The following is a 19,445-nucleotide window of genomic DNA, read 5'->3' on the forward strand; positions in this document are numbered from 1 at the left end:
GTTCCCTGCTCCGGCTTCCCGGCTTCCGACTTCTCGGCCTTGGCACCGGGGCGCCAACCGACTGACCGTTCGGTCGGTACCATTCTGCGCGGCGGGACGGAGGGATGGCAAGGGACGTCGACGAATGGGCGGGCGCGAGGGGCAGGGGGCGGGTAACAGCGAACAGAAAACAGATAACAGCTGACAGAATCTGAAATCTGTCAGCTGTTATCTGTTCGCTGCTACCTGTTACCTGTTACCCGTCGCCCGTCGCCCGTCGCCCGTCAGCCGTCAGCCGTCAGCCGTCAGCCGTCAGCCGTCGAGGGTCACCCCTCCGCGCGGTCCCGCAGTCGCGGCAACGGCACCGCGAGCAGCGCCGCAAGCAGGGCGATCCGCGGTGCGAGCTGGTCCAGCTTGATGTACTCGTGCCGGGCGTGGGCGCCGGCACCGACCGCGCCGAAACCGTCCAACGTCGGCAGTCCGCGCGAGCCGGGCAGGTTGGTGTCCCCGGCACCACCGGCCGGGGCGCCGTCGATCTGCTGCCCGAGCACCGCGGCGAGCGAACGCACATGCCTGAGCAGCGGGTTGCCGGTGCGCTCGGGCCAGGCCGGCCGGCTGGACAGCACCTCCGTCCGCACCCGCGCTCCCGGCCGCAACGCGGTCAGCCGGGCGAGGTTGTCGAGCGTACGGCGCTGCGCCTCGGTGGTGGAGAAGCGCAGGCCGAGCTCCGCCTCGGCCCGTCCGGCGACCATGTTCGCCCGCGAACCCCCGCTGATCCGACCGGTGTTGAGCTCCGTACCGGGCTGGCCCGCGAGGCCGCGGACGAGTACCAGCTGGTCGACCAGCTCATCCACCGCCGACACCCCGTCGTGGGCGTCGTTGCCCGCGTGCGCCTCCCGGCCGGTGACCGTCAGCCGCACCCGGGTACTGCCACGCCGCGCGGTCTTCAACCGCCCGTCCGGATGCGGCGGTTCCAGTCCCAGGACCGCTGCCGCGCCCCGGAGTTGGCGCTCGACCAGGCCCCGCCCGTCCGGACTGCCGACCTCCTCGTCGGACACCACGACCAGCCGTACGGTGCGGTGCGGCCGCTGCCCCAGGTCGGCGAGCAGCGCCAAGGCGCCCTCCAGGACGGCGAGTCCGCCCTTCATGTCGACGACGCCGGGCCCGGTGAGCCGACCGTCCTGCTCGGTCACCGGCCAGTCGGCCAGGGTGCCGGCGGGCCAGACGGTGTCGTGGTGCCCCACGATCAGCAGGTGGGGCAGGGTCTCGTCCCGTCCCTCCCACTCCAGCACCAGGTGGTCACCGGCCGGCCCGGGTTCGCGGCGGGCGGTTGCCCCGGTGGCCCGGAATCCGGACTCCAACTCCTCGGCGAGCGCGTCGAGTCGGGGCGCGTCACCACTCGGCGATTCGATCCGGGCCAGGTCCGCGCACCGCCGCCGGACGGCGCCGGCGAGGGTACGGGCCCGGGTACTGAGTGCCTGCGGCAGTCCGGGCAGCGCCGCGGTGATGCTCGTCGCAGCGGCACTGGCAGTGGTGCCGGCAGGGGCGGATCCGACCGCCGCGGCACCGGACTTCGCTGCCACGCCGGACTTCGCCGTGGCACCGAGCTTCACCGCGGCCACCGACTTGGCCGTGACGCCAGGCTTGGCCGTGACACCGGACTTGGCCGTGACACCAGTCGCGGACGTGGCGGCCGGGGGGCTCTCGACGGCAGAGCCCACCACGGCGGAGCCCATGGTGGAACCGATGGTGGACGAACCGGCCTTGACGGAGCCGCCGAGGGCGACCAGGGCCTCACCGTCGGCCGCGGCGGGAACGGTCACGGGTACGCGGTCGGGCTCCGCGGCGCTGCCCGGTGCGGCCGGCGACCCGACGATCTGGGGACTCAACGCTCGCCTCCGCGGCCGCAGCCGGTACTCAGCGGCCGCACCGGCCGACCGCTCCCGCCCGGGTGCCAGGTCCGGCCGGACCGCACCGGTCGGCCAGGGGGTCGGACGGCCCGTCGGAACGGCCCGTCTGGCCCAAGTGCGGTGGAACGGTTGGGCGGCGTGCTTGGCATCTGCGTCCTCCTCGCTCGATCCGGTGGCCCCGGTTCCGCCCGGAGCCCCGTGGACGGCGGCTTCCTGGTGGCGGGCGCAAGGGCCGGACCGCCGCAGGGAAGCCGAGATGTGAGCCTAGAAGAACCGTTCGGTTTCCTGCGAGGTGGCCCTGCTCCCAGCGTGCCGGTACGGGCCCCGGTGCCGGGCACCCGTCGGCGGAAGCGGCGGGCGCTCGGCGGGCGGGCCCGGATCGACGCGCGGGCGCGGTCGCCGGATCACGCCCATCTCCACCATGGACCCGCCGCCCGGGTTCGGCAGCGCAAACGGCCAAGGCACGGCATTTCCACGCCGGATGGGTGACAACGGCTCAGCGGGCGGTACCAACCGGAGGCACGCGACGGCTCAGGGAAGCCCGCGGCGAAGCCCGGACCGACGCCCGGGGAACATCCGTGTGAACACCGTCCGACGCTGCGCCCCGCCCTGCCCTCCCGAGCGCCCACGGTCAGGCGCCGTCCCCGACGAGCCCCGCATCCCGTGCGAGCAGCGCCGCCTGGACCCGATTGGCCACGCCGAGCGCGGTCAGGATCCGGCTGACGTGCGCCTTGACGGTGCTCTCCCGCATCCCCAGCACACCCGCGATCTCGGCGTTGGACAGCCCGTCGGCGAGCTCCCGCAGCACGTCGGTCTCGCGCGGGGTGAGCCCGGCGATCCGGCCCCGGGCGGCGACGGAGCGCGGCGCGCCGACCCGGTGGTACCGGTCGATCAGCCGTCGCGCGGCGGCGGGGTGCAGCATCCCCTGGCCGGCGGCGACCACGTGGACGGCGCGGGCGATCTCGGCGGGCGGGGTGTCCTTGAGCAGGAAGCCGTCCGCCCCGGCGGCGAGCGCCTGGTACACGTACTCGTCCAGGTCGAAGGTGGTGAGCGCGATGACCCTTGGGGCGTCGGGGAGTTGGCGCAGTCGCCGGGTCGCGGCGATCCCGTCGAGCCGGGGCATCCGGATGTCCATCAGCGCGACGTCGATCCGGCGGCCGCGAGCGAGCTCGACGGCCTGCAGCCCGTCGGCCGCCTCGGCGACCACGGTCAGGGCCGGGTCCTGGGCGAGGAGGTCGACCAGTCCGAGGCGCACCAGCGCGTCGTCGTCGACCACCATCGTGCGGATCATGCGGTGTCCTTCGGCTTCGGGGGCTTCTTCCAGGACGGGTACCTCGGCGACGGGACCTCCGACGGGGCCGCGGACTCTGCCGGGGGCGCGACCTCCGCCGGGGGCGCGGACTTCGGGGACGACGCGCCCTGCGCCGGCCGGTCCGGCGCGGGCAACCGGGCGGAGAGCCGGAAGCCGCCGGCACCGTCCGGCCCGGCGTCCAGGTGGCCGCCCAGCGCGCCGACCCGTTCGCCGAGGCCCACCAGCCCGTACCCGCCGCCGGTGACCGGCCCGTTCGGCATGGACCCTCCCGGGCCGTTGCGGACCTCGACGGTGGTCGCCGGTGCCCCGTAGCCGACCCGGACGGTGACTGGCGCGGCGTGGGCGTGCTTGCGGGCGTTGGTCAGCGCCTCCTGGACCACCCGGTGCACGGCGAGCCGGTGGGTGGTGGGCACGGCCTCCGGGTCTCCCGCCAGGGCGAGTTCGACCTGCTGCCCGGCCTGGTTCGCCTCGTCGATCAGGTCGGTGAGGTCGCGCAGGGCTGGCGCCGGGACGGGTGGCGGGACGGCTGGCGGAACAGGCGGCGCCCCGAACCGCGACCCGGACGGCGACCCGGACCGCGACCCGGACCGCGACCCGGACGGCGACCCGGACGGTACGGGCGCGGCGGCCTCGGCGGCGGACCGCTCCGGCGGGTCGGCGCGCAGGGCGCCCAGGACGTCGCGCAGGTCGTCGAGCGAGCGGGCGGCGGTGGTGCGCAGGAGTTCGAGGCGGTGGGTGAGCCGGTCCGGGTCGGCGGCGACGGTACCGGCCCGGGCCTGGTCGCGCAGCACTCCGGCGTGCAGCACCAGCAGGCTCAGCCGGTGGGCCAGCACGTCGTGCATCTCCCGGGCGATCCGTGCGCGTTCGGCGGACCGGGCCTGCTCGGCTCGCAACTCCCGCTCCCGCCGCAGGGTTTCGACCTGGGCGTGCAGCGCCCGGATCAGCACCCGGCGGCCGTGCAGCCACAGCCCGAAGGACAAGGTGGCCGCCTGGAGGAGGAGTTGGGAACCGGTCGTACCGGCCCAGCCGGCCAGCGAGTCCGCGGCGATCGCGCTGCCAACGGCGATCATCGCGCCGCCGACCGCCGCCGGACCGACCCGGCCGAGGGAGGCCAGGTAGTAGACGCTGATCAAGCCGGGGAAAGCCCGGTTGAGCAGACCGCCGGTGAGCACCGGCAGGACGGCCGAGGCGATGGGGTGACGACGGGCGAGCAACAGCGAGAGCGCGGCGAGCACGGCCACCCCCGCCCGGGGCAGGCGCAGCGGGCCGTCGACGTGCAGCCACTGGAAGACGCCCTCCTCGACGGCGAGGCCGAGGACCCCGAGCAGCAACAGGCTGTCGGTCCAGGGCCGGTGGTCCGGGCCGTACCAACCGAGCAGGCCTGTGCGCATGGAGCTCCTCCCGCCCGGTCCCGTCCGCCCGCTCGATGCTACGGGCGGACGGCGGCGCGCCACCCCCTCCTCCCGGACGTCGGCACCCTCGACTTTCGTCGGGGGCCGGCGCCGCTCACCGGCCGATCCGCGGCATCCCCGCGCTCCCTAGCGTCGTCTGCATGACGACCGAGCAGCTCCACCAGGCCCCCGATTCCCCTTCACCGCAACGCAGTTCGCCCGACACCTACGAGCAGAACCTCGCGCACGACCAGCACGACCAGCACGGAACGCACAGCACGCACGGCTCTCCGCACGGCGGGGACCACCTGCTGTTCCTCGCCGAGGCCCTGCGCACCTTCCACGACACCGGCGCGCTGGCGCCGAGCGGGCCCGCACTGGTGAACGCCCTGGTGGTACCGGCCACCAGTCGCCCGAACCGGCCGATCTCGGTGCTGGAGGTCGGCGCCGGCACGGGCGTGGTGACCCGCCGACTGGCCCAGGTGCTGCGCCCCGGCGACCGGCTGCACGTGGTCGAGGCGAACCCCCGGTTCGCCGACCGGCTGCGGGAGGACCCGGTCCTGGCCGCACGCCGGCCGGGGGTGGGGCTGCGACTGTCGACCTGTCGGGTGGAGGAGCTTCCGGAGGCATCCGCCCCGGCGGGGCCCGAGATCGGGGGCGGCGCCGGTCCCGGTCCCGGGCTCGCGGGCGAGCGGTACGACGTGATCGTGTCCGGGCTGCCGTTCACCAACTTCGAGCCGGCCCTGGTCCGGCGCATCCTCGACCTCTACCTGCGCCTACTGGCCCCGGGTGGCGAGCTGACCTACTTCGGGTACCTCGGCACCACGACGGCCCGCACCCTCACCTCGGGCCCCCGTCGGGGTGCCCGTCACCGGGCGGTGGTGCGGCTGCTGCGGCGCTTCGAGGCGACGTACGGGCTGGGCGAGCGCACGGTGTGGCGCAATCTGCCGCCCGCCCGGGCCTACCTGCTGCGCTCGCCGGGGCCGTACTCCTAGCGGAGTATCGCTACGAACAAATGACAAACGACAGCGAACAGATTTTGAAATCTGTTCGCTGTCGTGCCATAGTGAGATCCGGGTCACACTGCCCTCGCCGTCCGGCGCCGCACTCGCCCCTGGAGCCCCCATGGCCTCGACCACCCGCCCCGCCCAGCGCCCGCTCGGCACCTCCGGCCCCGTCACCTCCGCGCTCGGCCTCGGCTGCATGGGCATGTCCGACCTCTACGGCCCGGCCGACGAGGCCGAGAGCATCGCCACCATCCACGCCGCCCTGGACGCCGGGATCACCCTCCTCGACACCGGCGACTTCTACGGCATGGGCCACAACGAGCTGTTGATCCACGAAGCCCTGCGCGGTCGCGACCGCGACCGAGTCCAGATCAGCGTGAAGTTCGGCGCCCAGCGCGGCCCCGACGGCCAGTGGCTCGGCTACGACACCAGCCCGGCCGCCACCAAGACCGCGCTGACGTACACCCTGCGCCGGCTGCGCACCGACCACATCGACGTCTACCGCCCCGCCCGGCTCGACCCGAAGGTCCCGATCGAGGAGACCGTCGGCGCCATCGCGGACCTGGTGAAGGGCGGCTACGTCCGCCACATCGGCCTGTCCGAGGTCGGCGCCGACACCCTGCGCCGCGCCGCCGCCGTCCACCCGATCAGCGACCTGCAGATCGAGTACTCGCTGCTCAGCCGCTCCATCGAGGCGGCCGTCCTGCCCACCGCCCGCGAGCTCGGCATCGGCATCACCGCGTACGGCGTGCTCTCCCGCGGCCTGCTCAGCGGCCACTGGAACCCGGACCGCTCGCTCGCCGACACCGACTTCCGCACGAACAGTCCCCGCTTCCAGGGCGACAACCTGGCCCACAACCTGGCCCTGGTCGAGGCGCTGCGCGCGGTCGCCGACAGCAAGGGCGCCAGCGTCGCCCAGATCGCCATCGCCTGGGTGGCCTCGCGCGGCGAGGACGTCGTCACGCTGGTCGGCGCCCGCCGCCGCGACCGGCTGGCCGAGGCGCTCAGCTCGCTGGACGTCACCCTCACCCCGGCCGACCTGGCCGCCATCGAGGCCGCCGTCCCCGCCGGGGCCGCCGCCGGGGACCGGTACGCTGCCGCGCAGATGGCGCGCCTGGACAGCGAGCGCTGACCGAGCCCGCACCGACCAGTGAGAACCCTCCGCACCACCCGACCGCACGACCCTAAGGACGGCCCCGTGACCACGGACACCGCACTCACCGCCGAGCAGATCCTGATCGCGGCGGAGGAAGCCCTCCGGCGGTTCGGCCCGGCCAAGGCCACCGTCGTGGACGTCGCCCGGGAACTCGGCGTCAGCCACAGCAGCGTCTACCGCCACTTCCCCAGCAAGGCGGCACTGCGGGAGGCGGTCACCCAACGCTGGCTGAACCAGGCGCACTACGACCTGGAGATGGTCGCGAGCGACACCGGCGGCGCCGTCGAGCGCCTCCAGCGCTGGCTGACCACGCTGTTCGAGGCCAAGCGGAAGAAGGCGCTGGACGACCCGGAGCTGTTCGCCACCTACCTGGTGCTGGCCGAGGAGAACAGCACGGTCGTCGACGCGCACGTCGAGACCCTGGTCAAGCAGATCGCCCAGATCGTGCACGACGGCATGGACGCCAAGGAGTTCCAGCTCGCCCACGTCCCCTCCACCGCCCGCGCGGTCTTCGACGCCACGGCCCCCTTCCACGACCCGGTCTTCGCCCACACCTGGTCCGAGCCGACCGCGGACGAGCGCTTCGCGGCGGTCTGGAAGCTCGTGCTCGGCGGCTTGAAGGGCAGGCCCACCAAGCCGCTCCGCGAGCCGGCGGCGTCCTGAGCGGAACGCGCCCCGCACGGGGGCGGTGAGGCGTCGGCGGCCGGAGCGAAATCCGGTCGTCGGCGCCTCACCCTTTCCGGCAGACTGTCGCACCCAGTTGATCTCACTCGGAGGATGACATGCGTGCGGCCGGTCCGGTCCTGGACAGCCTGCGGGGGCTCGCGCTCGGCGACGCCTTCGGCGACCGGTGGTTCTCCGTCCCGGTGGACGAGGCACCCGCCGCCCTGGCGGCCCGCCTGGTCCGCCCGGCGCCCTGGCACTGGACCGACGACACGGCGATGGCCCTCGTCCTGGTCCGCCACCTCACCGCCCACGGCGAGATCCGGCAGGACGCGCTGGCCGCCGAGTTCGCGGCCGAGTACGCCCGCGAGTACCAGCGCAAGTACGGCCCGTCGATGCACCGGGTACTGCGCGGGATCGGCGCCGGCGGGCACTGGCGCGCCATCACCTCGGGCCAGTTCGAGGGCCAGGGCTCGTACGGGAACGGCGCCGCGATGCGGGTCGCGCCGCTGGGCGCCAGGTTCGCCGAGGACCTCGACGAGGTCGCCCGGCAGGCCGAACTCCAAGCGCTCACCACCCACTTCCACCCCGAGGCGGTCACGGGGGCGGTGGCGGTGGCACTCGCCGCGGCGCTCGCCGTCCGCAGCCGGGGCCGCCGGGCGCCGGGCCGGACCGAGCTGCTCACCGAGGTCGCCGACCGGCTGCCGGAGAGCGACGTCCGCTCCGGCCTGCGGATCGCCGCCCGGCTGCCGGAGCACACCAGCGTCCGGCACGCTGCCAACGTCCTGGGCTCGGGGCTGATGATCTCCGCCCCGGACACCGTCCCGTTCGCCCTCTGGTCCGCCGCCGGGCACCTGGACTCGCTGCCCGACGCGATCTGGCACACCCTGGCGGGCTGGGGCGACATGGACACCACCTGCGCCATCGCCGCCGGCGTGGTGGCCGCCCGCACCGGGCTCGCGGGCGTACCGGCCGACTGGCTCGCGGCCTGCGAGGAGCTACCGGACCGGGCCACCGGCCGGTGACCGGCGCCCGACGGTCACCGCCCGACAGTCAACGCCGGGCAGTCAGCGCCCGGCAGTCACGCCGGGCAGTCAGCGCCGGGCGACGAAGCGGAGCACCCGGTAGGCGATGAGCAGGACCATCGCGCCACCGATCGCCGACACCCAGGTCGGGACGTCGAGCAGGCCCACCCGCACCGTCCCGTGCATCCAGCGCAGGACGATCCAGGTGCCGATGTAGGAGCCGGCGATCCCGATCAGGGTGCTGCCGATCAGGCCGCGTTCCCGCCTCGACATCGCCATCCTGGCCAGCGTCCCCGACACCAGGCCCAGCACGATCCACTCCAGCCAGCTCATCCGCCGCCCCTTGCGTCATCGGTACAACTCGCGCCGCCGCCGAGCTCGCCCGTCAGCGGCGCGAGTTGCCGAACAGCAGTCGGTAGAGGATCAGCAGCACCAACGCGCCGCCGATCGCCGACACCCAGGTCGGCCCGTCGAAGAAGCGCGCCGTGATCGACCGGTGCAGGAAGTGCGACGCGATCCAGCCGCCGACGAAGGAGCCGGCGATCCCGATCAGAGTGGTGACGATCAGACCGCCCGGGTCCCTCCCGGGCAGCAGCAGCTTGGCCAGGGCTCCGGCCACCAGGCCCAGCACGATCCACGCGATGACGCTCATCCGAACCCGTCCCTCCCGTCCGTGGCGCGACGGCCCCGTTCCGCGCGCTCTGCCGCTGAGGACGCCGACTCCCGCCGCCGCGGTTCCGGCCGACCGCGACAGGCGGCGGGATCCGGCCACCCCCAGCCGACCGGTCCGCGCGTGGCGTCCTTCCGGCCGGCCGTACCCGCCGAAATACTGCGGCCATGCGCATCCTGATCGCCACCGCCGGCTCCCGGGGCGACGTCGCACCCTTCACCGGGCTCGGCGTCCGCCTGCGGGCGGCCGGACACCAGGTGGCCGTCGCCACCCACGCCACCTTCGCCGACTCGGTACGGGCCGCCGGACTGGAGTTCCGTCCGTTGCCCGTCGACCCGCGGGCCGAACTCGCCTCCGCCGAGGGCCGGCGACTGCTGCGGGCCGGCGGCGGGCCCGGCGTCGTCCTGCAACTCCTGCGCCTGGGGCGGAGGTTCATGCCCGCCCTCGGCGACGGCATCGCGGACGCGACGGCGCTCGGCACCGACCTGCTGCTCACCACCAGCACCACCAGTGCGCTCGGCCAGGTCGCGGCCGAGGCGGCCGGCATCCCCACCATCGGGCTGTACCTCCAACCCCTCTCCCCCACCCGCGAGTTCGCCCCGGCCGTGACCGGCGCACGCTCGCTCGGACGGGCCGGCAACCTGCTCGCCGGTCACGCCGTCCAGGCGGCCACCGACCAGTTGTTCGTCCCGGCCGTCCGCGGGCTGCGCCGCCGGCTCGGACTGGCGCCGATGGGCATCGCCCGGGCCCGGCGGGACCACCCCGTCCTGCACGGCTTCTCGCCGCGGGTCGTCCCCCGCCCGACGGACTGGCACCCCCGGCTGGAGGTGGCCGGGTACTGGTGGCCCGCCGGGCACGCGGACTGGCAGCCGCCGCAGCGGCTGCTCGACTTCCTGGCCGCCGGACCGCCCCCGGTCTTCGTCGGCTTCGGCAGCCTGGTCGTACCCGATCCCGAACGGCTCACCGCGACCGTCATCGCCGCCGCCCGCACCGCCCGGGTCCGCCTCCTCCTGCAGTCCGGCTGGAGCGGCCTGGCCGCCGAGGACTCGGAGACCGTACTGACCATCGGCGACACCCCGCACGACTGGCTGTTCCCGCGCACCGCCGCCGTCGTCCACCATGCGGGCGCGGGCACCACGGCGGCCACCCTGCGCTCCGGCACCCCCGCCGTCCCGGTGCCCGCCCAACTGGACGCCCCCTTCTGGTCCGCGCGGCTGACCGCGCTCGGCGTCTCGCCCGGCCCGGTACCCCTGCGCGCCCTGACCGCCGCCCACCTCGCCACCTCCATCCGCCAGGCCCTGGACGCCCCCCACTACCGCACCCGCGCCCGGTCCGTCGCGGCCGCCCTCGCCACCGAGGACGGCGCCGCCAAGGTCCTGGCCGCGGTGGAGGCGACGGGTGACAGATGACGGATAACAGATGTCAGCGAACAAATTTCAGCGAACAGATTTCAAAATCTGTTCGCTGAAATCTGTTATCTGTTCGCTGTCATCTGTTACCCGTCAGCCGTCCCCCGCCCGCTGCTCCCCGCCTCTCTCTCCTCTCCCCGCCCCGCGCTCAGCACCAGGTACACCACCGCCGACGACGCGAGCCCCACCGCCCACCCGTAGTCCGCCAACGGCTGGAGGAACGGCACCAACCCGTCCACCGGAAACGGTCCCTGCTTCACCCCGTGCGCGTCCACCGTCGAGTACGACCCCCCGACCGCCAGCAGACCGCCGACCAGAAGTGCGGCGACGGCCCGCCAGTTCCATCCGCCCGCGTACCAGTAGGCGCCGAACGGCCGGTAGAGCTCGGCGAGTTGCAGTCGGGTGCGGCGCAGCAGCCAGTAGTCGGCGATCAGCACCCCGGCGACCGTCCCGAGCAGGCCGCCGACCACGCCCAGCCAGACGTAGATGTAGACGTGCGGGTCGGCGGTCAGCCGCCACGGGAAGATGGCGATCCCGACCACGCCGGTGATCAGCGCCCCGGTGCGGAAGTTGATGAACCGGGGCGCCAGGTTGGCCAGGTCGTAGGCCGGGGAGACGACGTTGGCGGCGACGTTCACCGACAGCGTCGCGATCAGGACGGTCAGCAGCGCGAACAGGAGCGCCACCGGACTCTCCATCTTCGCGGCGAGCTTGATCGGGTCCCACACCGGCTCGCCGTACACCGCCGCGGAGCCCGAGGTGACCAGCACCGACAGCAGGGCGAAGAGCGTCATCGTCGTCGGCAGGCCGAGGGCCTGGCCGCGGATCTGGGCCCGCTGACTGCCGCCGAAGCGGGTGAAGTCGGGGATGTTGAGCGCCAGTGTGGACCAGAAGCCGATCATCCCCATCAGTGACGGGAAGAAGACCTTCCAGAACCCGCCGCCCCAGCCCAGTTTCGACGGCTGGTCGAGCAGCGGGCCGAGCCCGCCGGCCTTGACGCCGATCCAGACCAGCAGGGCGAGCGCGCCGACGATGACGAACGGCGCCGCCCAGTTCTCGAAGCGCCGCAGCGCCTCCATCCCCCGGGCGATGATGCCCATCTCGACCAGCCAGAACAGCAGGAAGGAGGCCCACTGCGTCCACGGGTAGCCGCCGAACTCCGGTGCGGTCCGCCAGGATTCGCCCAGAAGCCGACCCGCCAGCAGGAAGATCCCCTCGCCCCCGATCCAGGTCTGGATGCCGAACCAGGCGCAGGCCACCGCCGCCCGGATGAGCGCGGGCAGGTTGGCGCCGCGCAGCCCGAACGAGGCCCGCGCGAACACCGGGAAGGGAATGCCGTACTTCGTCCCGGCGTGCCCGGTGAGGAGCATCGGTGCGAGCACGATCAGGTTGGCGAGCGCGATGGTCAGCACCGCCTGCTTCCAGTCCATCCCGAGCGCGACCAGGCCCGAAGCCAGGGTCCAGGAGGGGATGTTGTGGGCCATGCCGACCCAGAGCGCGAGGAAGTTGTAGGTGGTCCAGGTACGCCGCCGCACCGGGACCGGCCGGAGGTCGTCACTGGTGAAACCGTTGGGAGGCAACACCCCTTCGACCGAGTCGAGTTCGACCCGCCCGTCGGAATGCTGCCACTGTCCGCCACCGCCGGTCGCGATGTCGGCCATGGGCAACTCCCTTCTGCCACATGCTGGTTCCGGAGATCATGGATTCAGGGACCGCGGCACCAGGAACCACGGGTTCACAGGTGCGGGATGACGTCCGCCCCGTAGGCGTCGATGGTGGCCTCGACCGCGTCGTGCATGGCGTAGACGGCGAACTGGTCGACGCCGAGCGAGCGGAGTTCGGTGAGCCGGGCGCGCTGGGCCTCGACCGGCCCGATCAGGCAGAAGCGGTCGACGATCGCGTCCGGCACGAAGGCGGTGTCGGGGTTCCCGGCCCGGCCGTGGTGGCTGTAGTCGTAGCCCTGGCGGTCCTTGATGTACTCGGTGAGGGCGTCGGGCACCAGGTCGGAGTGTTCGCCGTAGTGGCTGACCAGGTCGGCGACGTGGTTGCCGACCATCCCGCCGAACCACCGGCACTGCTCACGGGCGTGGGCGAGCGCGGCGGGTGAGTCGTCGGCGGTGACGTACGCGGGCGCCGCGACACAGATGGTGACGTCGGCCGGGTCCCGTCCCGCCTCGACGGCGGCCGCCCGGACGGCCTTGATCATGTACTCCGTGAGGTAGGGGTCAGCCAACTGGAGGATGAAGCCGTCCGCCTGATGCCCCGTCAGTGCAAGTGCCTTGGGCCCGTAAGCGCCCATCCAGATCGGCAGGGAGGCGCCGGGGCCGACCCACGGCAGGTGCATCTCGGTGCCGTCCACCTCGACGGTGCGCCCCTCGGCCAACTCCTTGATGGCATGCATGGCTTGGGAGAGCCGGTCGAGGGTGGCGGGGCGACGGCCGGCGACCCGCATGGCGGAGTCACCGCGGCCGATGCCGCACACCGTCCGGTTGCCGTACATGTCGTTGAGGGTGGCGAACAGGGAGGCGGTGACCTCCCAGGTGCGGGTGGAGGGGTTGGTGACCATCGGGCCGACGGTGAGGCGCTCGGTCTCGGCCAGGATGCGGCTGTAGATCACGAAGGGCTCCTGCCACAGCACGCAGGAGTCGAAGGTCCAGCCGTGGCTGAACCCGGCCTGTTCGGCGCGGATCATCCGGTCGATGAGCAGGCGGGCCGGCGGGTCGGTCTGCAGGACGAGGCCGATGTCCATGGGGTGCTCCGGGAGGGGTGGGAGGGCGGCCCGGGGCCGACGCGCTCGGCGCGGCCCCGGGCGACGAAGGAAGGACGGAGGAAGGACGGAGGAAAGTCAACGGGAGGGCGGAGGAAGGACAGAGGGAAGGCAGCAGGAAGGCGGAGAGAGGACGGAGGGAGGGCGAAGGGGAGACGAAGCGGATCAGGTCAGGTACTGGCAGGTGTCCCGGCGCAGGAAGGTGCCGTGTCCGGCCCGGCCGAGCCAGCGGCCGTCGTCCAGCACCACGGTGCCGCGCGAGAGCACCGTACGGGCCCGGCCGGTGAGCCGGCGGCCCTCGTAGGCCGAGTAGTCCACGTTCATGTGGTGGGTGGCGGCGGAGACGGTCTGCACGGCGGTGGGATCGTAGACCACGAGGTCGGCATCCGCACCGGGCGCGATGGTGCCCTTGCGCGGGTGCAGCCCGAACATCCGGGCCGGGGTGGTGCAGGCGATCTCGATCCAGCGGCGCCGGCTGATCCGCCCGTCCACCACGGCCTGGTGCAGCAGGTCCATCCGGTTCTCCACGCCCGGGAGGCCGTTGGGGATCTTCGAGAAGTCACCGCGGCCGAGTTCCTTCTGCCCGACGTAGCAGAACGGGCAGTGGTCGGTGGAGACCACCTGGAGGTCGTTGGTGCGCAGTCCGCGCCAGAGCGCCTCCTGGTGCTCGCGCGGCCGCAGCGGCGTGCTGCACACGTACTTGGCGCCCTCGAAGCCGTCGGCGCCCTCCTCGGCGAGGTTGTCGGTGGAGAGGAAGAGGTACTGGGGGCAGGTCTCGCCGAAGACGGGGAGCCCGGCGTCGCGGGCCCGGGCGAGTTCGTCGAGCGCCGAGGCGGCGGAGACGTGCACCACGTAGAGCGGGCTGCCGGCGACCTGGGCGAGCTTGATCGCCCGGTGGGTGGCCTCGGCCTCGAGGAGTTCGCGCCGGACCTCGCCGTGGTAGCGGGGGGCGGTGTGCCCGGCGGCGAGGGCCTGTTCGACCAGGACGTCGATGGCGATGCCGTTCTCGGCGTGCATCATGATCAGCCCGCCGTTGGCCGCGCCGCGCTGCATGGCGCGCAGGATGCGGCCGTCGTCGCTGTAGAAGACGCCGGGGTAGGCCATGAAGAGCTTGAAGGAGGTGGACTCGCCGGAGTCGACCAGCGCGTCCATCTCCTTGAGGACGGCGTCGTTGACGTCCGAGACGATGGTGTGGAAGGCGTAGTCGATCGCGCAGTTGCCCTCGGCCTTGGCGTGCCAGGCGTCCAGGCCCTCGCGCAGCGCCCCGCCGACGGGCTGGACGGCGAAGTCGACGATGGTGGTGGTGCCGCCCCAGGCGGCGGCACGGGTGCCGGTCTCGAAGGTGTCGGAGGCGGCGGTGCCGCCGAACGGCAGCTCCATGTGGGTGTGGGCGTCGACGCCGCCCGGGATGACGTAGTGGCCGGTGGCGTCGATGACGGTGTCGGCGCTCCAGGCCTCGGCGGCGGCGCTGCCGGTGACGGCCAGGGCGGCGACGCGCTCGCCCTCGATCAGGACGTCGGCGTGGAGTTCGTCGGTGGCGGTGATGACGAGGCCGCCGCGGACGACGGTGCGCTGCTGCGGGTCACGGGTGGTCATCGCGGTGCTCCTCAGGCCTCGGCGAGCGGTCCGTAGGCGTCGGGCCGGCGGTCGCGGTAGAACGCCCACTGCTGGCGGACCTGTTCGATCAGGCCGAGGTCGAGGTCGCGGACCACCAGCTCCTCCTCCTTGTCGGAGGCGACGTCGCCGACGAACTGGCCGCGCGGGTCGACGAAGTAGGAGGTGCCGTAGAAGTCGTTGTCGCCGTACTCCTCGGTGCCGACCCGGTTGATGGCGGCGACGAAGTACTCGTTGGCGACGGCGGCGGCGGGCTGTTCGAGCTGCCAGAGGTAGGCGGACAGGCCGCGGCTGGTGGCGGAGGGGTTGTAGACGATCTGCGCGCCGGCCAGGCCCAGGGCGCGCCAGCCCTCGGGGAAGTGCCGGTCGTAGCAGATGTAGACGCCGACCTTGCCGACGGCGGTGTCGAAGACGGGCCAGCCGAGGTTGCCGGGCTTGAAGTAGTACTTCTCCCAGAAGCCCTTGACCTGCGGGATGTGGTGCTTGCGGTACTTGCCGAGGTAGCTGCCGTCCGCGTCGATCACGGCGGCGGTGTTGTAGTAGACGCCGGTCTGCTCCTCCTCGTAGACCGGTACGACGATCACCATGCCCAGTTCGCGGGCGAGGTCCTGCATCCGGCGCACGGTCGGCCCGTCCGGGACGGCCTCGGCCCAGCGGTAGTGCTCGGGTTCCTGGACCTGACAGAAGTACGGGGAGTTGAACACCTCCTGGAAGCCGATGATCTTCGCTCCCTGGACGGCGGCCTCGCGGGCGTACCGCTCGTGGAGCGCGATCATGCTCTCCTGGTCGCCGGTCCAGCGGGTCTGGACGAGCGCGGCACGGACGATCTGCGACATGGGTACCTCCGCAACTCCGCGTCCCGGCCGTGCGGTCGGGCCCGCGGTCTGAGGGTTGACGGGGCGGGTTTCGCCTGCGGCTCCGCTCGGGGGCCGCGGGGTTCTACGGAAGGGTCTACGTGCGTAGAAAGCGATCTGTAGACGGTAGGCCGGGCTTTGGTCGCCTGACAATACGTCGGCAGTAACGCCTATGGGGCGATCTTGTTACGCGGACACGCGGGTGGCCCTGGGTGGGATGAAATGCTCATCTACCCCATTGATGGCCTCCTTACTCATTCGAGTGAAAGCGGGCACCGGGGGTGCGGAATCGGCCACGGCAGGGTAAAACGCGCCTTGACGGTGCGACGGATCGTCATCCGCCGCGCGTACGGGGCGACTTCGGTGATCATGCGCTGATCATGCGCTGATCATCCGGGGTCGGATGCGGCGATCAAACACGGGGATCGGCCGCGGCGATCGACGGTCGGCAGGGGGCCGAACGGGGGGTGGTACTGATGACGGCGACGGACGAGCGCGCGGAGCGCACGGCGGGTACGTCGGCGCCGGCGGGGCGGCCGCCCGCCCTACCCGCCTGGGCGGGCCTGCTGCTCGCCCCTGGGGCCCTGCTGCCCCTCGCCGGCGGCCTCCTCCTCGCCCCCGGGCGGGTGCCGCGGGCCGGGCTGACGGCCCTGCGCCTGGCCGGTTCCCGGGCGGCCGCCGAGGCGGTGGTCGGCGGGAGCTCCGGGGCGTACCGGGCCGCCCTGGGCAGCGAGCCCTGGCTGATCGCCGGCTACGGGCTGACGCTGACGGCCGCGGCCCTGCTGGGCGGGTACGTGCTCGGTCGGCGCCGCAGACTGGGGGCGCCCCTGGTGGTCGGGGTCGCCGGGCTGCTCGCCGCCGGCTGCGACCTCGCCGCGAACGTCCTGCTGCGCCTGGGCCTCGACCACGCCGGCTCCGACACTCCCTTCGTGGTGGCGGCGGCGCTCACCACCGTCAGCCGGCTGCTGCTCCTGCCCGCCGGGGTGACGGCCGCGGCCCTGCTCACGGTGACGGCCGCCAGGGCCGTTCGCGGGCTGCGCGCCACGGCGGTGAAACCGGGTGACGACGCCGACCCGGACCGCCCGGCGCTGATACCGCCCTGGCCCGTCCTCACCCGGCACGGCCACCCGCTGCACGGGCCCCGGCACGGGCTCCGACATGGGCTCCGTCACGGGCTCCGACACGCGTCCCGGCCCGAACCACCGCCCGAACCGCCGCAGGGGTCACCGCACGAGCCACCGCACGGGTCACCGCACGAGCCACCGCACGACTCCCGTCCCGGCCCCCGGCGGCCGGAGGCAGCGACGTCACCCGACGCTCCCGGCACCCACGCCCACTGGCGGGACGCCGGCCGGGTGCCGCCCGGCCGCGAGCCCGCCGAGCTGGGCTTCTGCGCCTCGGGTGGCGGTATCCGCTCGGCCTGCGTCACGCTCGGCGCACTCCAGGCCCTGCGCCCGTGGCTGAAACGGGCCCGCTACCTGGTCTCCGTCTCCGGCGGCGGATACACCGTGGGAGCGCTGCAGCTCGCGCTCAGCGACTCCGCGCCCGGCGGCCCGGTGCGCGCCGTCTCGGGCCTGACGGCCGACACGGTGCTGGAGCCCGGCTCCCCGGAGGAGGACCACCTCCGCCGCCACAGCAAGTACATCGCCGACGGCACCGGCGAATGGCTGGTCGCCCTCGGGACGCTGCTGCGCGGCGTGCTCTCGGCGCTCAGCCTGCTGCTGGCCGCCGTCCTGGTGCTCGGCCTCGGCCTCAGCCGCTTCTACCACGCCGTCCCGCTCGCCGACCTGGACGCACTGGCCGCCGCCGGCCTGCGCCACCCGGGCGCCGTGCCGGGCGGGTTGGAGTTCCGCGCCCCCGCGCTGGCCGCCCTCGGCGTGCTGCTGGGCGCGGCAGCCTGCTGCTGGCTGCTGTGGCTGCTGGCCTTCCCACCACTCGGCTGGCACGCGCTGCTGCCACGCACGCTGCGCCGGCTCAACTACGCCGCGCTCGCGCTGGCCGGGCTGCTGGCCCTCGGGGTGCTGGCGGTGCCGGGGCTGGCCTGGGGTGCGGTCCGGCTCCAACAGGCGCTGGCGGCCGGCCCGCAACTGACCGGCGCGGGGCTCAGCCTGACCGTGGTGCTCAGCTACCTCGCCCTGCTGCTCGGCATACTCTGGCGCGACCGCCGGGCGATCGGCGGCGGCGTGCGCGCGGCCGCAGGGGCGCTGCGCGGCGCGGGCCGGCTCGGCGGCGGGCTGACCGCCAACCTCCCGCAGTACCTGGTGGTCTGGGCCGCCCTCAGTGCCCTGACGGCCGGCGCGCTGCTGGCCCTCGGCTGGGCGGTCGCCACCGGGTACGCCTGGCCGACGGCCGTCCAGGTGCTGCTGCCGCTGGTGCTCGGCGCGGTCGGGCTCAACCTCGACCAGACCTGGATGAGCCTGCACCCGTTCTACCGGCTGCGCCTGGCCTCGGCCTTCGCCGTCCGCCGGGTCACCGAGGGCGGCCGCTCGCTCGCCCGCCCGTACGACTTCCACCGGGAGCAGACCTGGCTGAGCCACTACGGCGCCCGGCACCCCGACTTCCCCCAGGTGATCTTCTCGGCGGCGGCCAACCTATCCGGCAACTCCCGTACCCCGCCCGGCCGTCGGGCGGTCTCCTTCTCCCTCTCGTACGACTACGTGGGCGGCCCGGACATCGGCTACGCGCGCACCGACCTGCTGGAGCGGCGGACGCGTCGGCACATCGCCCGGGACCTCACCGTGCAGTCCGCGATGGCCGTCTCCGGCGCCGCCTTCTCCTCCGCGATGGGCCGCCAGTCCAAGGTCTACCAGGGCCTGTTCGCGGTCACCAACGCCCGGCTCGGGACGTGGCTGCCCAACCCGGCGGAGCTCGGCCCGGCCTGGTCCGGCACGCCCGACTGGCGTCGCGCCGGGCAGCCCGCCGTACGCCGGCTGCCCTACCAACTCCGCGAGCTGACCGGCCGGTTCCCGGCGGACGACCGCTTCCTGCTCACCACCGACGGCGGGCACTACGAGAACCTCGGGCTGGTCGAACTGCTGCGGCACCGGGTCCGGACGGCGGTGAGCATCGACGCCAGCGGGGACTCCGGCTACGCCGCCAACCTGGCCGCCGCGATCACCCTGGCCCGCGAGGAGCTCGGCATCGTCATCACCCTGCACCGGCCGGAGCTGCTGATCCCGGGCAGCGCCACCAGCGCCGACGGGGCCGGCACCGACGGCGGCACTCCCCTGCGCGGGCTGGCGGCCCAGCTCTCCGAACGGCTCTCGGCCCGGGGCGTGATCACCGGGGACATCCACTACCCGGCCATCGACGGCGAGCCCGACTCCGAACGGCACGGCACACTGATCGTCCTCCAGGCGGTGCTGACCGCCGACATGCCGTACGAGCTGCAGTCCTACGCGGTGGCCCACCCGGCCTTCCCGAACGACGGCACCAGCGACCAGTGGTTCGACCACCAGCAGTTCGACGCCTACCAGACGCTCGGCCGCTACCTGGGCGAGCAGGCCGGACCGGTGCTCGAACGGGCGCTGTCCGCCGCTGCGGCCGCCGCCACCGCACCTGAATCCGCGCCCGCACCCCCACCCGTGCCCGCGCAGCCGCGCGGTGGGCCGCCCGCGGCAGCCGAGCGGCCCGCCGGGGACCGGGCCGAGAGCTGAGCAGAGGGCTGAGCAGAGGGTGAGCCGGCGCC

General features: G+C 73.6%; 15 protein-coding genes. 6 read left to right on the top strand and 9 right to left on the bottom strand.

Going from position 1 to position 19,445, the window contains the following annotated elements:
- Nucleotides 1-305 precede the first annotated feature (305 nt).
- From ACIQWA_RS04815 to ACIQWA_RS04825, 3 genes are all read right to left on the bottom strand, one after another.
- Complete coding sequence (locus ACIQWA_RS04815; RefSeq protein WP_402478182.1) at nucleotides 306-1,802, bottom strand: M20 family metallopeptidase; 1,497 nt, start codon at nucleotides 1,800-1,802, stop codon at nucleotides 306-308.
- 718 nt (nucleotides 1,803-2,520) lie between these two features.
- Nucleotides 2,521-3,180, bottom strand: coding sequence for a response regulator (locus ACIQWA_RS04820; RefSeq protein WP_375890631.1), 660 nt, complete (start codon nucleotides 3,178-3,180; stop codon nucleotides 2,521-2,523).
- Nucleotides 3,177-4,592 (bottom strand): sensor histidine kinase, encoded by a 1,416-nt coding sequence (locus ACIQWA_RS04825; RefSeq protein ID WP_402478185.1) that lies wholly within the window; start codon nucleotides 4,590-4,592, stop codon nucleotides 3,177-3,179. Before ACIQWA_RS04825 ends, ACIQWA_RS04820 begins: the two co-directional genes overlap by 4 nt.
- 161 nt (nucleotides 4,593-4,753) lie before the next feature.
- Between ACIQWA_RS04825 and ACIQWA_RS04830 the strand changes: the two genes are divergently transcribed.
- The 4 genes from ACIQWA_RS04830 to ACIQWA_RS04845 all read left to right on the top strand — a co-directional run bounded on the left by ACIQWA_RS04830 (nucleotide 4,754) and on the right by ACIQWA_RS04845 (nucleotide 8,443).
- On the top strand, nucleotides 4,754-5,587 hold the full coding sequence (locus ACIQWA_RS04830; RefSeq protein WP_402478188.1) for a class I SAM-dependent methyltransferase: 834 nt from the start codon (nucleotides 4,754-4,756) through the stop codon (nucleotides 5,585-5,587).
- Nucleotides 5,588-5,717: 130 nt separating this feature from the next.
- Entirely contained in the window at nucleotides 5,718-6,731 is a 1,014-nt protein-coding gene (locus ACIQWA_RS04835; protein WP_402478191.1) for an aldo/keto reductase, read from the top strand.
- A 66-nt stretch (nucleotides 6,732-6,797) separates the two neighbouring features.
- On the top strand, nucleotides 6,798-7,418 hold the full coding sequence (locus ACIQWA_RS04840; protein ID WP_402478193.1) for a TetR family transcriptional regulator: 621 nt from the start codon (nucleotides 6,798-6,800) through the stop codon (nucleotides 7,416-7,418).
- Nucleotides 7,419-7,537: 119 nt separating this feature from the next.
- The gene (locus ACIQWA_RS04845) at nucleotides 7,538-8,443 is read left to right on the top strand and encodes an ADP-ribosylglycohydrolase family protein (protein ID WP_402478196.1); all 906 of its coding nucleotides are present in this window, start codon (nucleotides 7,538-7,540) and stop codon (nucleotides 8,441-8,443) included.
- 69 nt (nucleotides 8,444-8,512) lie between these two features.
- On the opposite strand, the gene ACIQWA_RS04850 is transcribed toward ACIQWA_RS04845, so the two are convergent.
- Together ACIQWA_RS04850 and ACIQWA_RS04855 are read right to left on the bottom strand one after the other, a co-directional pair.
- Nucleotides 8,513-8,776 (bottom strand): GlsB/YeaQ/YmgE family stress response membrane protein, encoded by a 264-nt coding sequence (locus tag ACIQWA_RS04850; protein WP_402478198.1) that lies wholly within the window; start codon nucleotides 8,774-8,776, stop codon nucleotides 8,513-8,515.
- A 52-nt stretch (nucleotides 8,777-8,828) separates the two neighbouring features.
- Nucleotides 8,829-9,095 (bottom strand): GlsB/YeaQ/YmgE family stress response membrane protein, encoded by a 267-nt coding sequence (locus ACIQWA_RS04855; protein ID WP_360229872.1) that lies wholly within the window; start codon nucleotides 9,093-9,095, stop codon nucleotides 8,829-8,831.
- Nucleotides 9,096-9,280: 185 nt separating this feature from the next.
- On the opposite strand from ACIQWA_RS04855, the gene ACIQWA_RS04860 reads away from it, so the two are divergent.
- A complete protein-coding gene (locus ACIQWA_RS04860) occupies nucleotides 9,281-10,522 on the top strand; it encodes a glycosyltransferase (protein WP_402478200.1) in 1,242 nt (413 codons plus the stop codon).
- Nucleotides 10,523-10,608: 86 nt separating this feature from the next.
- Here the strand turns inward: ACIQWA_RS04860 and ACIQWA_RS04865 are convergent, their stop codons facing one another.
- The 4 genes from ACIQWA_RS04865 to ACIQWA_RS04880 form a co-directional block, all read right to left on the bottom strand.
- On the bottom strand, nucleotides 10,609-12,183 hold the full coding sequence (locus tag ACIQWA_RS04865) for an NCS1 family nucleobase:cation symporter-1 (protein WP_402478202.1): 1,575 nt from the start codon (nucleotides 12,181-12,183) through the stop codon (nucleotides 10,609-10,611).
- 74 nt (nucleotides 12,184-12,257) lie between these two features.
- Complete coding sequence (locus ACIQWA_RS04870; protein ID WP_402478205.1) at nucleotides 12,258-13,271, bottom strand: TIGR03842 family LLM class F420-dependent oxidoreductase; 1,014 nt, start codon at nucleotides 13,269-13,271, stop codon at nucleotides 12,258-12,260.
- Nucleotides 13,272-13,454: 183 nt separating this feature from the next.
- Complete coding sequence (hydA, locus tag ACIQWA_RS04875; RefSeq protein ID WP_402478207.1) at nucleotides 13,455-14,885, bottom strand: dihydropyrimidinase; 1,431 nt, start codon at nucleotides 14,883-14,885, stop codon at nucleotides 13,455-13,457.
- Between the two features lie 11 nt (nucleotides 14,886-14,896).
- Nucleotides 14,897-15,739 carry a nitrilase-related carbon-nitrogen hydrolase gene (locus ACIQWA_RS04880; RefSeq protein ID WP_402478209.1) on the bottom strand — a complete coding sequence of 281 codons (843 nt, stop codon included), beginning with the start codon at nucleotides 15,737-15,739 and terminating at the stop codon, nucleotides 14,897-14,899.
- 494 nt (nucleotides 15,740-16,233) lie between these two features.
- On the opposite strand from ACIQWA_RS04880, the gene ACIQWA_RS04885 reads away from it, so the two are divergent.
- Nucleotides 16,234-19,413 carry a hypothetical protein gene (locus tag ACIQWA_RS04885; RefSeq protein WP_402478212.1) on the top strand — a complete coding sequence of 1,060 codons (3,180 nt, stop codon included), beginning with the start codon at nucleotides 16,234-16,236 and terminating at the stop codon, nucleotides 19,411-19,413.
- Nucleotides 19,414-19,445: the final 32 nt, after the last annotated feature.

The organism is Kitasatospora sp. NPDC098652 (assembly GCF_044760155.1).
Taxonomy (GTDB): Bacteria; Actinomycetota; Actinomycetes; order Streptomycetales; family Streptomycetaceae; genus Kitasatospora.

Excerpts from the sequence above, each read along its gene's own strand:
- ACIQWA_RS04820 (WP_375890631.1), bottom strand. The coding sequence starts at position 3,180 with ATGATCCGCACGATGGTGGTCGACGACGACGCGCTGGTGCGCCTCGGA.
- ACIQWA_RS04825 (WP_402478185.1), bottom strand. The coding sequence starts at position 4,592 with ATGCGCACAGGCCTGCTCGGTTGGTACGGCCCGGACCACCGGCCCTGG.
- ACIQWA_RS04830 (WP_402478188.1), top strand. The coding sequence starts at position 4,754 with ATGACGACCGAGCAGCTCCACCAGGCCCCCGATTCCCCTTCACCGCAA.
- ACIQWA_RS04835 (WP_402478191.1), top strand. The coding sequence starts at position 5,718 with ATGGCCTCGACCACCCGCCCCGCCCAGCGCCCGCTCGGCACCTCCGGC.
- ACIQWA_RS04845 (WP_402478196.1), top strand. The coding sequence starts at position 7,538 with ATGCGTGCGGCCGGTCCGGTCCTGGACAGCCTGCGGGGGCTCGCGCTC.
- ACIQWA_RS04850 (WP_402478198.1), bottom strand. The coding sequence starts at position 8,776 with ATGAGCTGGCTGGAGTGGATCGTGCTGGGCCTGGTGTCGGGGACGCTG.
- ACIQWA_RS04855 (WP_360229872.1), bottom strand. The coding sequence starts at position 9,095 with ATGAGCGTCATCGCGTGGATCGTGCTGGGCCTGGTGGCCGGAGCCCTG.
- ACIQWA_RS04860 (WP_402478200.1), top strand. The coding sequence starts at position 9,281 with ATGCGCATCCTGATCGCCACCGCCGGCTCCCGGGGCGACGTCGCACCC.
- ACIQWA_RS04865 (WP_402478202.1), bottom strand. The coding sequence starts at position 12,183 with ATGGCCGACATCGCGACCGGCGGTGGCGGACAGTGGCAGCATTCCGAC.
- ACIQWA_RS04870 (WP_402478205.1), bottom strand. The coding sequence starts at position 13,271 with ATGGACATCGGCCTCGTCCTGCAGACCGACCCGCCGGCCCGCCTGCTC.
- hydA (WP_402478207.1), bottom strand. The coding sequence starts at position 14,885 with ATGACCACCCGTGACCCGCAGCAGCGCACCGTCGTCCGCGGCGGCCTC.
- ACIQWA_RS04880 (WP_402478209.1), bottom strand. The coding sequence starts at position 15,739 with ATGTCGCAGATCGTCCGTGCCGCGCTCGTCCAGACCCGCTGGACCGGC.
- ACIQWA_RS04885 (WP_402478212.1), top strand. The coding sequence starts at position 16,234 with ATGACGGCGACGGACGAGCGCGCGGAGCGCACGGCGGGTACGTCGGCG.